We start from the raw sequence: 13,639 nt of genomic DNA, 5'->3' as shown, positions 1-13,639 counted from the left end.
GTCAGAGGACGGGCCCGCGCGCCCTGGCCCACGCGGACGGCATCCGCGCGGGGAGGGCTTCGGAGAGCAGGCGCACGACGACCCTCGTCGCCGCACCGATCAGCACCGCGACCGCCATCGAGGTCGCGTCGAGTGCGCCGGCGAGGGCGAGCGCCGCGGCGACCGCGGCGAAGGCGGCGAGCCCGATCCACGAGGGCAGCGCGATGCCCGCGTGTGCCTGCGCCGCCGCCTGCCGGTAGACCTGCAGCTGCCACTGGTCGTTGAGCGCCTGCGCCGCGCACAGCACCGCGAGGGGCGCGAGCAGCCCGTCGAACGTCGGCCCGAGCAGCGTCTCCTGCCACAGCGCGATCCCGGTGATGAGGGCCGCCGACGCGAGCGCCGACGAGCCCAGCGACAGCAGTCGGCTGCGGCGGATCCGGAGCGCCTCGTCGGCCGCGAAGCGGCCGTAGAGCACGGCGTTGATGGCTTGCGTGAGCCCGCCCGAGGCGCTCGCGAGCGTCGAGGCGACCGCGTAGACGCCGAGCGTCGCCGAGCTCGCGAGCATCGCGAGCAGCACCTGGTCGAGGCGCCAGGCCACGCCGTCGACGACCGTCGACGACCACATCGAGAGGCTGAAGCGCCAGGGCGCGGGGCGCCGCTCGGCACGGCGGATCGCGCCGATCGAGCCGGCGATGCCCACGAGCGACGCGAGCAGCTGGCCGGCGAGGGTGATCGCGAAGGCGAGCTCGAGCGTGAGCGCTCCGGCGAGGAACGCGATGATGCAGCCGAGTGAGGGCAGCACGACGTTGCACGCGCGAGCGAGGTTGTAGCCGGCGAGGCGCGAGCCGACGAGCATCCGCTCGACGCCGAGCTGGTAGAGCCCGGCGAGCGCGAGCACGACGCTCGAGAGGCGGATCGCGCTCGCGACCCACGCGTCGCCGCCGGCGAGCACGTCGGCGGCGAGGAAGCACGCGGAGGCCGACAGCAGGCCCGCGACGCCGACGAGCACGACCGCCGCGCGCGACGCCGACTCGTCGCGGTGATCCTGCACGGCGATGCCGCGCGGCAGGCCGACGAACGCGACGAGGCCGAGCACGTGGATGACGGCGAACGCGGCGGCGAGCTGCCCGCGGCCGCTCGCACCGAGCGCGGTCGCGAGCATCGGGGCGGAGACGACGCTGAGCGCGAGGCCGACGTAGGTCACGCTCGCGAGCTGCAGCGCCGGCCGCGCGCGGCGAACGAGCGCGGCGGTCGCGGGGCGGGCCGTCTCGCGGCTCACGGTCGGCCCCGGCTCGCGCGCGGGAGCGCGCCCGTCGCCCGCTCGATGGCGGCGGTGAGGCGCTCGAGGAACGCCTCCTCCGAGAATCCGGCCGCGTGCGCCCGGATCGCCTCGGCATCCCACCGCATCGAGCGGCAGCGCCGCATCGCGTCGGCGATCGCCGTCGGCGTCGGCTCGTCGAAGAGTATCCCGGTGACGCCCTCGACGATCGTGTCGAGGAAGCCACCCCAGCGCAGCGCGACCGAGGGCTTGCCGAACGATGCCGCCTCGACCGGGATGAGGCCGAAGTCCTCGAAGCTCGCCGCGACGATCGACGCGCAGCGCGCGTAGAGCCAGCGCATCTCGGCATCGGTGAGGTGCTGCAGGAAGACGACGTTCGGCGGCGCCATCGCCCGCAGGCGCGCCTGCTCCGGCCCGGCGCCGACGACCACGAGCCGGTGCGGGAGGGTCGCGAACGCGGTGACCACGGCATCCACGTTCTTGTACGGCAGGAGGCGCGAGACGCACAGGTCGAAGCCGCCGGCGCCGTCGAGGGCCGTGTCGCTGAGCCCGGCCGGCCGGTGCTCCGAGCCGCCCGCGCCGGAGGAGTGGGGCGGATGCACGACCTCGGCCTCGATGCCGTACACGGCTCGCACGCGGTCGCGCGCGACCGAGGAGCAGGCGATGTAGGCGTCGGCGCTGCGCGCCTGCCGGCGGTCCCAGCGCCGCAGCCACGGGCCGAGCACCGCGAGCGCGAGCCGCGTCGAGCGGGACGCGTGCTGCCCGAGGTAGGCGCCCGGCTGGTAGAGCCAGCGGGCGGGGGAGTAGCAGTAGACGATCTTGCGGCCGGTCGTGCGGAAGCCGTGCGCCCAGCCGCTCGAGCTCGCGATCACCACGTCGGCGTCGATGCGCGTGCGCTGCACCGCGGCGGCCAGGAGCGGCAGCGCGAGCCGGTGGTGGCGGCGCAGGAGGGCGATGCGGTCGAGCGGTGTCGTCCGCACCTCGACGTCGCCGAACTCGGGATAGGTGTCGCCCGGCTCGAAGAGCGTCGTCTGGATGGGCGCGCCCGCGAAGGCTCGCGCGAGGGCGAGCACGACCCGCTCCGCCCCGCCCCGCTGGGTGAGGTAGTCGTGCGCGATGACGAGCGGCTCCCGCGCCATCGCTAGCCGCCGCTCGGGGGATAGCCTTGCCGCACTCGCGGAAGGGAGACGGGATGCGCGTCACCTGGCTCGCGCTCGAGTGGCCCCGGGCGGGCCACCACTCGGGCGGCGTCGGCCGCTACGTGCGGCGCCTCGCGGAGCGCGTGCGCGACCTCGTCGAGCTGACCGTCGTCTGCTTCGAGGGAGCGGTGCCGATGGCGGGCGTGCGCCTGGTCGAGCTGCCCGCGCCGCGCGGCCGCATCGGCCGCTACTACGGCGCGGCGCTGCGCGCCTCGCGCGCCATCCGGCGGCTCGAGCCCGACCTCGTGCACTCGCACGGAGACGACGTGCTGCTGCCGCGCGGCGTGCCGCTCGTGCGCACGTTCTACGGCTCCTCGCTCGGGGAGGCGCGCTCGTCGACCGGACTCCGCAGGCTCAACCACTACGTGCTCGCGGGGCTCGAGTCGCGCTCGGCCGCGCGCGCCACCCGCACGCTCGCGATCGCGCCGGAGTCGCTCGAGCTCATGCGCTGCGACGCGATCCTGCCGCCCTACTTCGGCGTGCCGCCGGGCGAGCGGCTGCCGAGCGCGACGCCCTCGGTCGTCTTCATCGGCAGCTTCGAGGGCCGCAAGCAGGGCCGCGTCGCGCAAGCGGCGGTCGCCGAGCTCGGCGGCGAGCGTGGCGAGGTCGCGCTCACCGTCATCGGGCCGGCGGACGACGCCGCGTCGTGGGCGCCGTGGGTCGACCACCGCGCCGGGCTGAGCGACGACGAGGTGGCGGATGCCGTGCGTCGCGCGTGGGTGCTCGTGTCGCCCTCGGCGTACGAGGGCTTCGGCATCCCGGTGCTCGAGGGGCTCGACCACGGGCTGCCGGTCGTCGCCTACCCGAACCCCGGCTCGGAGTACCTGCGCTCGCTCGCGGATGGACCCGTGCCGCTCGACCTCGCGAGCGGTGACGCGTTCACCGAGGCGCTGCGGCGGCGGCTCGCGGCGGGCCCCGAGCTCGAGCCCGCCGAGCGGCACGCGGCGCGCCGCCTCATCGACGAGGTGCTCGAGGCCGGGTCGCCGGCGCGCCTGCTCGAGCACTACGAGGCCGCCATCCGGGCGGCGCGCGCCTCGGCCTGAGCCGGGCGCGGCGCGGCGACGCGGGCGAAGAGCTCGGCGTGGGCGCGCGCGATGGCGGTGTCGGGCGGCACGGGCCGCCATGCAGCGGCCGTGCGGTGCAGGCGCTCGCGCAGGCCCGGCTCGTCGGCGAGCCGGCGGAGCGCCGCGGCGAGAGCGCCGACGTCGCCTGGCGCGACGAGCAGTCCCGTCTCGCCGTCGTCGACCAGCTCGAGCGGGCCGCCGGCTGCGGTCGCGACGAGCGGCCGCGCCGCCGCGAGGTACTGCAGCACGTTCTGCCCGAGCGGCTCGGCGCGCGTCGACGCGTGCACGCAGACGTCCCACCCGTCGAGCAGCGGCCACACGTCGTCGACGTGCCCGAGCAGGTCGACGCGGTCGGCGATGCCGAGCTCGTCGATGAGCGCGCGCAGCTCGCGCTCGAACGGCGCCTCGCCGAACGCGGCGGAGCCGGCCAGCTGCAGTCGCACATCGCCCGTCGGGAACGCCTCGGCGAAGGCGCGGACGAGCTGCGCCTGCCCCTTCCAGGGTGCGAGGCGAGCGAGCATCCCGACCGTCGTGACGGCGGCGCGCGGCGGCGTCACGGGCCGCGCGCCATCGATCCCGATCGGGGAGGGGATGACCGCGACGGCGGCGCCCGGCCGGATCCACGGCCGCGCCGAGTCGAGGGTGAAGCCCGAGTTGGCGATCACGCCGTCGGCACGGCGGAGCGCCGCGCGGAGCGCGAGCGCCGCGAACCGGCCCATGGCTGCCTCGTCGACGGCGTCGCGGAGGTGGACGACGAGCCGTCGTCGAGAGCCGGTCGTCGCGAGCAGGCCGATGAGCGCCGCGCGGCTCGTGTTCGCGTGCACGACGTCGCAGCGACGGAAGGAGCGGGTGACCCGCAGGGCCGCGGCGTGCAGCGCGACGCGGGCGAGCATCCCGGCACGCGCTCGGCGCGAGCCGCCGATCGCGCCGGCGGGCTGCCGCACGCCGAGCACGTGCACGAGCTCGCCCAGCGGGGCGAAGGCGCCCGCGCCCGCGGGCGACCGCGGCACGAAGACCGCCGCGTCCCAGGCGGGGCCGGTCTCGAGCAGCCGCAGGAGCGCGAGCTCGGCGCCGCCGGGCTCGACCGAGTGCTCGAGGTGCGCGACGGCCGGCATGGCGATCACACCCGCGCGTCGATCGCCGTGGCGATCGAGCTCGCGAAGTCGAAGCGGGGCGACCAGCCGAGCTCGCCGCGCAGCCGGCGAGCGTCGCCGACGACCCGCGGCACGTCGAGCGGCCGGCGGCGGCCGGCGCGGAGCCGCGGCACCTCGCGGCCCATCGCGGCGCAGATCGCGGCGAGCACCTCGTGACCGCTGCGCGCGCGACCGGAGGCGACGTTGTAGACGTCGTGCTCGAGCACCGGCGCCTCCGCGAGCAGCACGTAGGCCAGCGCGACGTCGCGCACGTCGGTGTAGTCGCGCTCGGCGTCGAGGTTGCCGACCTGGAGCGGCGCGCCAGGCTCGAGCGCGTCGAGGCGCGCGATGAGGTCGGGCACGAGGAAGCCGGGGCCCTGCCCGGCGCCGATGTGGTTGAAGGGCCGCACGACGACGGTGTCGAGGCCGCGGCGGCGGTAGTAGGAGAGCAGGCTGTCGACGGTGGCCTTGCTCACGGCGTAGGGCGAGGCGAACTCGAGCGGCGCGGACTCGTCGATGGGGTGCGGCGCCGCGGCGTAGATCGCGCCGGTGCTCGCCGCGATCACCCGCGGTGCCGGGCGCGGGCCTCGCAGCAGCGACTCGCACGCGTGGGCGGCCATCGCGGCGTTCTCGGCGATGTAGCGGGCGGGCTCATCGAACGACGGGCCGACCGCCGCGAGCGCGGCGAGGTGCACGACCGCGTCGATCGCCGGCAGCGCGGGCCAGCCCGCCGTGAGGTCGGCGCCGAGCACGACGTCGGCGCCCGGCACCGACGCATCCCCCGATCGCGTGAGCGCGACGACCCGGTGGCCGCGCTCGGCCGCGAGCGCGACGACGTGCCGGCCGACGAACCCGTCGGCGCCCGTGATCGCGAGACGGAGCACCGCTCAGGCGGCCCCGCCGACGAGCGTGCGGCTGCGCGGGCGCCGGTGCCGCACGTCGTGCCCGCCGTGCAGCCGCAGATCGTGCTGCACCATGCGCTGGACGAGCCCCGGGAAGTCGACCTCGCGCCGCCAGCCGAGCTCGTCGTGCGCCTTCGAGGCGTCGCCGAGCAGGATGTCGACCTGGGCGGGCCGCAGCAGCGCCGGGCTCTGGCGCACGAAGGGGCGCCAGTCGTCGATGCCGACCTCCGAGAACGCGGCGGCGACGAACTGCTCGACCGTGCGCGTCTCGCCCGACGCGAGCACGAAGTCGTCGGGCTCGTCGTGCTGCAGCATCTGCCACATGCCGCGCACGTAGTCGCCCGCGTAGCCCCAGTCGCGCTTGGGCCACAGGTCGCCGAGCTCGACGTGATCCTGCAGGCCGCACGCGATGCGGGCTGCGGCGCTGGTGATCTTCCGCGTTACGAACTCGACGCCGCGGCGCTCGCCCTCGTGGTTGAACAGGATGCCGCAGCTGACGAACATGCCGTAGCTCTCGCGGTAGTTCTTGGCGATCGAGTGCCCGTAGAGCTTCGCCGCGCCGTAGGGGCTGCGCGGGTGGAAGAGCGAGGTCTCGTTGTAGCCGCGTGCCGGCCGGTTGTAGTCGAGGCCGCCGAACATCTCGGAGGTCGACGCCTGGTAGAGGCGGGTCGTGTCGGTCAGGCGTGCGATGCGCACCGCCTCGAGCACGTTGAGCACGCCCTTGCCCGTCACCTCCGCGGTGAGCGCGGGGTTCTTGAACGAGTAGCCGACGTGGCTGATGGCCGCGAGGTTGTAGAGCTCGTCGGGCTGCGACGCCTCGACCGCCCGCACGAGCGAGGTCTGGTCGGTCACGTCGCCCTCGAGCAGCGTCACGAATGGGAACTCCGACTCGACCGCGTGCCGCTTCGGGTTGTGCTGCCCGTGCACGAGGCCGTAGACCTCGTAGCCCTTGGCATGCAGCAGCTCCGCGAGGTGACCGCCGTCCTGGCCCGTGATGCCGGTGATGAGAGCGCGCATCCGCCTGCCCTTCGTTGGAGCCGGTTCGTGACCACCGCGCTGTGGAGAACGATTGAGCCGGAGCGTAACTGCTGAGGATTCCCCCTGTCTCGCGCTTGAGCCAACCATGAGCGATGGGGGACGAACCTGGGCTTCGCTAGCGCTGCGCCACCAGTCGCAGCAGCCGCTCGAGCTGCCCGGCGACGTGCTCCCACGTGAACTCCGCGGCAGCGCGTCGACGTGCTCGATCGCCGAGGCGGCGCCTCCGCGCCGGGTCCTCGGCGAGCGAGAGGATCGCCTCGGCGATGCGCTCCGGGGACTCGGGGTCGACGAGCAGGCTCGTCTCGCCGTCGACGACCGCCTCTCGCGGGCCGCCGACGTCGCCGGCGATCGCCGGGACGCCCCACGCGGCGGCCTCGAGGTAGACGATCGCGAAGCCCTCGACCGCGACCTCGCCCGCGGGGTAGCGCGCGGGCATCACGAAGACATCGGCCTCGCGCAGCTTCGCATCCTTCTCGGCGTCGGGCACCGCGCCGAGGAACGACACAGCGTGGGCGACGCCGAGCCGTGCGGCGCGCGCCTCGAGCTCGGCCCGCTGCCGGCCGTCGCCGATCACGATCCAGCGCGCATCCGGGAGCCGCTCGAGCACGCGCGGCAGCGCCTCGAGCACGACGTCGTGCCCCTTGTAGCGGTCGCGCAGGCGGCCGACCGTCACCATCGTGAACGGGCGGCCGGCTCGCTCCAGGCGCTCCGGCGCCGGGCCTGGCGGGATCTCGACGCCGGGGTGGATGACGTGGACGGGCGGATGCGGTCGGCCGCCGACCGTCTCGAGCAGCAGACCGCGCGTGAAGCGGCTCACAGCGACCGCGCCGGCCGAGCTCCGCAGCGCCCACGCCGCCAGCGCGGGGTGGCCGAGCACTTCCTTCCCGTGCGCGTAGACGACGAACGGCACGCGGTGGAGCCGCGCCGCGGCGATGCCGAGCGGGCTCGATGCGATGTGGCCGCTGAGCACGACGTCGGGTCGCAGGCCGCGGATCGCGAAGAGTCCGCGCGCGTTGAAGGCGGCGCTGCGCAGCTTCGGCGGCCCGGCGGGTACCCGCACGCGCCGCACGCGCACGCTGGCGGTCCGGTCGAATGCCGCCGCTCCGGGTGCATCGGGTGTCAGCACCGTGACGTCGGCGTTCGGCATCGCGGCCGCGATCCGGTGCATGACGCTCTGCACGCCGCCGACGCCCGGCGGGAAGTCGGGCGTGACGAGCAGCACGCGCAGCGGGCGGCCTCCGCCTTGGGTGACCACCCGCCTACCGCACCCAGCCGCGGGCCGAAGGAAGCGCATCCGCCCGAATCGGCTCCATCGAGCGTGCCGTGCCGCGGGCGGCCGTCGAGCCCAGGCCGAGCACGAAGTAGAGCACCGCGACGACCGAGAAGCTCGTCCAGCTCGTCTCGAACGCTGAGTCGACGGCGAAGGCGACGAGCGCCGCGACCGCGCCGTAGGCCCACGGCGCGCCGGTCGCGGCGGCGGTCGTGACGTCGCGGAGCGCGCCGATGAGGGCGATGACGAGGATCGCGACGAAGAGCGCGAGGCCGATGAGGCCGTAGAGGAACAGCAGCTGGAGGTAGTTGCTGTGGGCGTGGCCGAAGTCGGCGTACTGACCGGCGAGCGCGCCGACCAGCGACGTGAAGCGCTCGGCGGGGAACCCGACGAGCGGCGACCCGTCGAGTGTCGCCTCGACCGTGCCCTCCCACAGCCGCACGCGCGCGAGGTTCGAGCTGAAGCCCGCGTCGCTGATGGTCGCGAGCCGCTCGACGAGCGCGTCGACGGCGCTCGGCACGAGCCAGACGACGAACGCCGCGCCCCACACGGCGGCCGCGATGCCGAGCGTGAGGTGCACGGGGCGGGCGCGGCTGCGCAGCAGCCAGCCGACGGCGAGGGCGAGGGCGAACGCGATCCACGCGGCGCGCGTCTGCGTGAGCGCGAGCGGCACGGCGACGATCGCGAGCGAGACGAGCGCGTCGCGCACGGTGCGCGACATGCACACGAGCGCCGAGCCCGCGACGGCGAGGAACGCGCCGAAGACCGTGGGGGAGAGGAAGGTGCCGAACGGCCGGTAGGTGCCCTCGAACGTGAAGTAGTAGAAGCCCTCCGCGTAGCCGCGGCCCTGCAGCCATGCGAGGCCCGCCGCCTCCTGGTAGAGCGCGACCATCGCGAGCAGCAGCAGCATCCACCGCAGCGCCCTCAGGCACGCGTCCTTCACGTCGGGGCGCTGCGCGATGCGGAAGAGCACGACGCCGCCGAGCGGTGCGAGCGCCGAGCTCAGGGCATCGACCCAGTCGATCGGCGCCCCTTCGAGCGCGGCGATCGCGGTGAGCCGCACGAGGATGAAGGCCGAGAGCGCGAGCGTGACCCCTTCGAGCGGCACGACGCGCCGGCGCAGCACGCCGTAGCGGATGCCCGTGGCCGCGACGAGCGCGAAGACGGCGAGGGTGACGCTCACCTTGCCCGGCAGCAGCTCGAGCGGCACGTAGGAGAAGGGCAGCGCGAGGATCGTGAGCGTCAGCAGCACGTGGCGGCGCTCGCGGCGGGCGGGGCGCTCGGGGATGGCAGGCGCCGTCAACCGGCCGCGGTCGGAGAGCATCGCCACGCTCGGCGCCTCAGCCCACCGGGCCCGCGGGGCGTGCTGACTCGCGCCGGTGCGGAGGGCGCGCGACGAGCATCCGTGCCCCTCCTCCCAGGCGTTGCTAGGGGCACCGTAGCGGACGGGCCGCCCGGCGTGGCTCAGCGCTGGCCGAGGAGCGCCCGCGCCCGGTTCAGGCGGCGGAGGGGCGGAGGAGGCGGCGGACGGCCTCGAGCGGCACCTGCAGCCAGTCGGGGCGGTTCCGCACCTCGTAGACCACCTCGTAGAGCGCCTTGTCGAGCAGGAGCGCGCGGAAGACGGGGTCGTGCTCGTCCACCGGGCCCGCGGCATCCGCGTAGCCGGCTAGGAACTCCCGCTGCCGCTGCTCGACCCACGCGTCGGCGATCGCGGGGTCGGCATCGGGCAGCTCCTGCTGCGCCGAGCCGGCGGCGTAGTCGAACGAGCGGAGCATGCCGACGACGTCGCGCAGCCGCGGCTCGCGGATCGCGCGCTCGTGCATGGGTCGCAGCGGCTCGCCCTCGAAGTCGAGCAGCAGCCAGTCGCCGGCGCTCGAGCGCAGCACCTGGCCGAGGTGCAGGTCGCCGTGGATGTGCTGCAGCTCGCCGATCGAGCGGATCTCGCGAAGCTGCTCCTTGGCGCGGCCGAGCTCGTCGTCGAGGTCGGCGAGCGCGTCGGCCGCCTGCTCGCGGGCCCAGCCGAGCCGCTGCTCGAGGCCGCTGATGAAGCTGTGGGTGTCGGCCTCGGTCGCCGCCGCCGTGCCGAGCGCCGCGGCGAGGTCGCGGTGCACGGTCGCGACGGCGGTGCCGAGCGCGCGGGCGTCGGGCGCCTCTCGCTCCTCGCCGCGGAGCGTCGCGAGCGCGTGCTGCCGATAGAGTTCCCACGCGTCGTCGGCGCCGCTGACGAACTCGGAGACGGCGAGCAGGTGGCCGGTGACGAAGGCGTCGCCGACCGGCCAGCGGGCGCGGAGCGAGGCGAGCAGTGCGGGCACGGGCTTCGAACCCGCGCGCGTGAGGGCACCCGTCACGACGACGTCGGGGTTGTCGCCGGGGTGGACGACGCGGAAGACCTTCGCGATCCAGCTGCCGTCTCCGCCGATGATCGAGGTGTTCGACTGCTCGCCGCTCACGACGCGGCTCGCGCCCGCGGGAGCCGGCGGCTCGCCCGCCGTGTCGCCCTCGAGGTCGGTGACCGCCCGCGCGCCGGAGGCGACGTCGAGGATCGCCTGCACCGCATCCGGATCGTGGCAGGCATCCACGAGCCAGCGGCCGTCGAGCTGCGCGATGTGCGCGGCGCCCGGCTCGTCGCGCCAGGCGACCGGCACCTGCAGCAGGGCGTCGCCGGCGCGCAGCAGCAGGATCGCGGCGTCGTCGCCGAGCGGGTAGGCGTGGGCGAGCGAGGCGTCTGCCTGCTGGCCCTTGAGCGGGTACCAGCGAGTGGAGGGCATCCATGCGGCGATCGCGTCGGTGACCTCGGGAGCGTCGAAGGGCAGGGATGCGCTCATGCGGGTCAGTCTGCCTGCGCTGGTTGAGCGTTGGCAGAGTGGGGTCGGTCAGCTCAGCGGCGGCCGAAGTCGAGCACGTAGTACCAGTAGCCGTTCGAGCCGCGCTCGACGCCGATGCCGACGTGGGTGAACGACGTGCTCAGCAGGTTGGCGCGGTGGGCGGAGGAGGCCATCCAGGCGTCCATGATCCCGTTCGGGGCGACGGCCGAGCCGGAGGTGCGGCCGACGTTCTCGCCCCAGCCGAGCATGGCGCAGCCGCGGGCCTGCGCGTTGAGGTTGGGGTTGTGCGCGCTGCCGGTCGCCGAGGTCGCGGCCATCGTGGCCGACCAGCCCTGCGCCATGCTGCTGAGGCACCCATCCTGCGACAGCGGGGCGACGCCGGCGGCCCGGCGCTCGGCGTTGATGCGGTCGAGGATGGCGATGGGCGCGTCGCCCGCGACGCTGCCGCTGACGGTGTGGAGCTGCAGGCCGGGGATCGTCGCCATGAGCTGCGACATCGGCGCGATGAGCCCGCGATCGGAGCACGTGACGTTCGTGCCGCGCAGGCCCGACACGACGCCGACGGCGATCGCGCCGCCCGAGCTCGGCGTGCTGACGACCGGGCCGCCGGAGTCGCCGCGGCAGAACGCGTTCCCGCTGCTCGCCCGCACCTCCTGCACGTTCATGCACTCGGTGCCGTAGCAGGCGACGTAGGCGGCGCCCGTCGTCATGTTGCACTTCCAGCCCGTCACCTGGCCCGACGAGCACAGCTGGTAGCCCGCGGGCGGGAACGAGAGCTGGGTGTCGGTGATGCTGACGGTCGCGGTCTCGCTCGTGTAGATGCGTGGCAGCGTGCGGGTGTCGTACGACAGCGCGATCGTGCCGAGGTCGTACGGGCGGGCGCCGTCGTTGAGCTCGGCCACGAGGTCGGAGGTGCCGATGCGGGTGCCGGCGGCGTTCCGCACCGCGCGGCCGTCGCGGAAGTCGCTGCAGTGCGCCGCGGTGACGATCACCGGCTGGTGGCCGTAGAAGCCGGTGAAGCCCGACGTGCAGCCCACCCACGAGCCGCTCGCGAACTGCGTCTGCACGCGCATCCCGCCCGACACCTCGGCCGAGTCGTTCGAGCGGCCGGCGAAGAGGGCGGCGGATGCGTCGACCGGCTGACCCTGCGCGAGCTCGGTCACGGCGGTGGTCGTCGGCACGGTGTCGGTCTCCTCGACCGTGACCGTCGCGCCGAGCTGCTCGGCGGCCTGCTCGGTCTCGTCGATGACCTCGAGCACCTCGCCCTCGAGCGCGATCGGCTCCGTGCCGGCCGCCTCCGCGGCCTCGGGCGTCGGCACCTCGACCGAGAGGGAGTCGGCGCCGATGCCGATGGCGAACGCGCCGTCGGCGGGCATGGATGCGGCGAGCGCGTGAGCGAGCTCGACCAGCTCGGCCTCGCTCGCCTCCTGCGCCACGAAGGTGATGTCGATGCCGCGGGTCGCCGCGTCGTCGGCGATCGCCCGGACCTCGGACGGCACGGGACCCGCCCAGCCGATCTCGATCGTGCCGGCGACCGGGTCGCCCGAGACCGTGCCGATGCGCGGGTGCGGGGAGCGCGCATCCCACATCGAGATCTCGTCGATCACCGCGAGGTGCGCCTCCTGCGTCTGAGCGAGTTGCTCTGACGAGATCGCGGGCGGCGCGGCGGGTGCCACGACGAGCACGGTGCTGAGACCGAGCGTCGCCAGGGCGGCGTAGAGCAGGGAGCGGCGGCGGGACAAAGCGGACCTCGTGACGGTCGGAGTATCAGAACAGGCTGGGGCCAGGATGAGCGTAGCGGAGGGGTTCAACCTCGGCTAGAACTTTCGCCCCCACCCGCTGGTCGAGTAGCGCCGCCGGCGCGTGTCGAGACCGGTCGCTCCCCACCCCCGTCGGTCGAGTAGCGCCGCAGGTGCGTATCGAGACCCGTCGCCCCCGTCTCGATGCGGCCCTCCAGGCCTACTCGACGACCGGGGGAGCAGCGGTCTTACGGGACGGCATCCGCTTGATGACCCGACGCACGACGACGAGGGCGAGCAGCGCGAGCAGCGCGAGGACGACGAGCGTCGGCACCGCTTGGCCGAGGCCGAACAGGAACGCGGCGCCCCACGCGAGGAACGCGCCCCAGCCGCCGACGAGTCCGTCCCAGAAGCTCGGCGTGCCCGTCGGCCCCTCGACCGTCGTCGCGCGGATGCTGACGTCGATCGTCGACATCGCGAGCTGGTCGGCGAGCGTGCGCTGCTGCGAGAGGAGCTGCTCGAGCTCCGAGGTGCGCTGCGTCAGCTGCGCCTCGACGTCGAGCAGGATGTCGGTATTCGCGGCCGTGCCGAGCAGCTCGGTGAGGCGCTCGACCGAGGCTCGCGCCGCGTTGACCCGCACCTCGAGGTCGCGCACCTGCGCGCCGACGCGCTGCTCCTTCGTGTCGACGGCGGTGACGTCGCCGAGGCCGCGGATCGCCGTGAGGAGGTCCTCGACCTGCGGCGCCGGCACCCGCACGGTGAGCGTCGCCCACGCCGGCTCGAAGTCGGTCGACGCACCCTCGGAGCGCGCGTCGATCGAGCCGTCACGGGCCTCGACGGCGTCGGCCACCGCATCCGCCGTCGTGATCGGGTCCTCGGCGCGCATCGACACGTCGCCGGTGATGATGACGTCGCGATCGTTGTCGGTGTCCTGCTCGGGGAGGCCGCCGCTGTCGCCGCCGGCCGACTCCTCGAAGTCGGGCGCGGACTCGGGGAAGCCGCCCTGGTCGGTGGTCGGCAGGAGCGGGGAGCCGGTCGAGGCGCCGCTCGCGCCGCAGCCGGTGAGGAGGACGGCGCCGGCGATCAGTATGCCGGCCATCGGGGCGAGTCTGCGGGTCATGCTTCCAGCGTGCTTCGCGAGGGGCAGAAGCACAGCCCAACCTTTCTTTGGAGTTGGGCGTCTGGGTCTCGATACGTCGGCCTTCGGCCGA

The 13,639-nt window shown here is 74.6% G+C and carries 11 protein-coding genes; 1 reads left to right on the top strand and 10 read right to left on the bottom strand.

Translation table 11 applies throughout. The features are described from left to right. Position 1 precedes the first annotated feature (1 nt). Both L332_RS18290 and L332_RS18285 read right to left on the bottom strand, forming a co-directional pair. Entirely contained in the window at positions 2-1,258 is a 1,257-nt protein-coding gene (locus L332_RS18290; RefSeq protein ID WP_021009699.1) for an MATE family efflux transporter, read from the bottom strand. Beyond that, on the bottom strand, positions 1,255-2,397 hold the full coding sequence (locus L332_RS18285; RefSeq protein WP_021009698.1) for a glycosyltransferase: 1,143 nt from the start codon (positions 2,395-2,397) through the stop codon (positions 1,255-1,257). The genes L332_RS18290 and L332_RS18285 overlap by 4 nt, the downstream gene beginning before the upstream one ends. 53 nt (positions 2,398-2,450) lie before the next feature. Here L332_RS18285 and L332_RS18280 point away from each other — a divergent pair, with 53 nt between their 5' ends. Next, the gene (locus L332_RS18280) at positions 2,451-3,500 is read left to right on the top strand and encodes a glycosyltransferase family 4 protein (protein WP_021009697.1); all 1,050 of its coding nucleotides are present in this window, start codon (positions 2,451-2,453) and stop codon (positions 3,498-3,500) included. Here L332_RS18280 and L332_RS18275 read toward each other — a convergent pair. From L332_RS18275 to L332_RS0114755, 8 genes are all read right to left on the bottom strand, one after another. Next, the gene (locus L332_RS18275; RefSeq protein WP_144060999.1) at positions 3,461-4,636 is read right to left on the bottom strand and encodes a glycosyltransferase; all 1,176 of its coding nucleotides are present in this window, start codon (positions 4,634-4,636) and stop codon (positions 3,461-3,463) included. The genes L332_RS18280 and L332_RS18275 overlap by 40 nt on opposite strands. Positions 4,637-4,641: 5 nt before the next feature. Next, entirely contained in the window at positions 4,642-5,538 is an 897-nt protein-coding gene (locus tag L332_RS18270) for an NAD-dependent epimerase/dehydratase family protein (RefSeq protein ID WP_021009695.1), read from the bottom strand. Between the two features lie 3 nt (positions 5,539-5,541). After that, entirely contained in the window at positions 5,542-6,573 is a 1,032-nt protein-coding gene (locus tag L332_RS18265) for a GDP-mannose 4,6-dehydratase (RefSeq protein ID WP_021009694.1), read from the bottom strand. A gap of 136 nt (positions 6,574-6,709) precedes the next feature. Next, positions 6,710-7,849: a glycosyltransferase family 4 protein gene (locus L332_RS18260; RefSeq protein ID WP_158316686.1), complete on the bottom strand. Its 1,140-nt coding sequence runs from the start codon at positions 7,847-7,849 to the stop codon at positions 6,710-6,712. 4 nt (positions 7,850-7,853) lie between these two features. Beyond that, the gene (locus L332_RS18255) at positions 7,854-9,188 is read right to left on the bottom strand and encodes an O-antigen ligase family protein (RefSeq protein WP_235045059.1); all 1,335 of its coding nucleotides are present in this window, start codon (positions 9,186-9,188) and stop codon (positions 7,854-7,856) included. Between the two features lie 172 nt (positions 9,189-9,360). Then, the gene (locus tag L332_RS30285) at positions 9,361-10,689 is read right to left on the bottom strand and encodes a maltokinase N-terminal cap-like domain-containing protein (protein ID WP_021009691.1); all 1,329 of its coding nucleotides are present in this window, start codon (positions 10,687-10,689) and stop codon (positions 9,361-9,363) included. Positions 10,690-10,742: 53 nt separating this feature from the next. Beyond that, positions 10,743-12,431 (bottom strand): CAP domain-containing protein, encoded by a 1,689-nt coding sequence (locus L332_RS29270; RefSeq protein ID WP_021009690.1) that lies wholly within the window; start codon positions 12,429-12,431, stop codon positions 10,743-10,745. A gap of 217 nt (positions 12,432-12,648) precedes the next feature. Next, on the bottom strand, positions 12,649-13,548 hold the full coding sequence (locus L332_RS0114755; protein ID WP_081645998.1) for a DUF4349 domain-containing protein: 900 nt from the start codon (positions 13,546-13,548) through the stop codon (positions 12,649-12,651). Between the last annotated feature and the right edge of the window lie 91 nt (positions 13,549-13,639).

The sequence above is a fragment of the Agrococcus pavilionensis RW1 genome, assembly GCF_000400485.1.
Taxonomy (GTDB): Bacteria; Actinomycetota; Actinomycetes; order Actinomycetales; family Microbacteriaceae; genus Agrococcus; species Agrococcus pavilionensis.
This window is presented reverse-complemented; position numbering and strand designations above follow the sequence as displayed.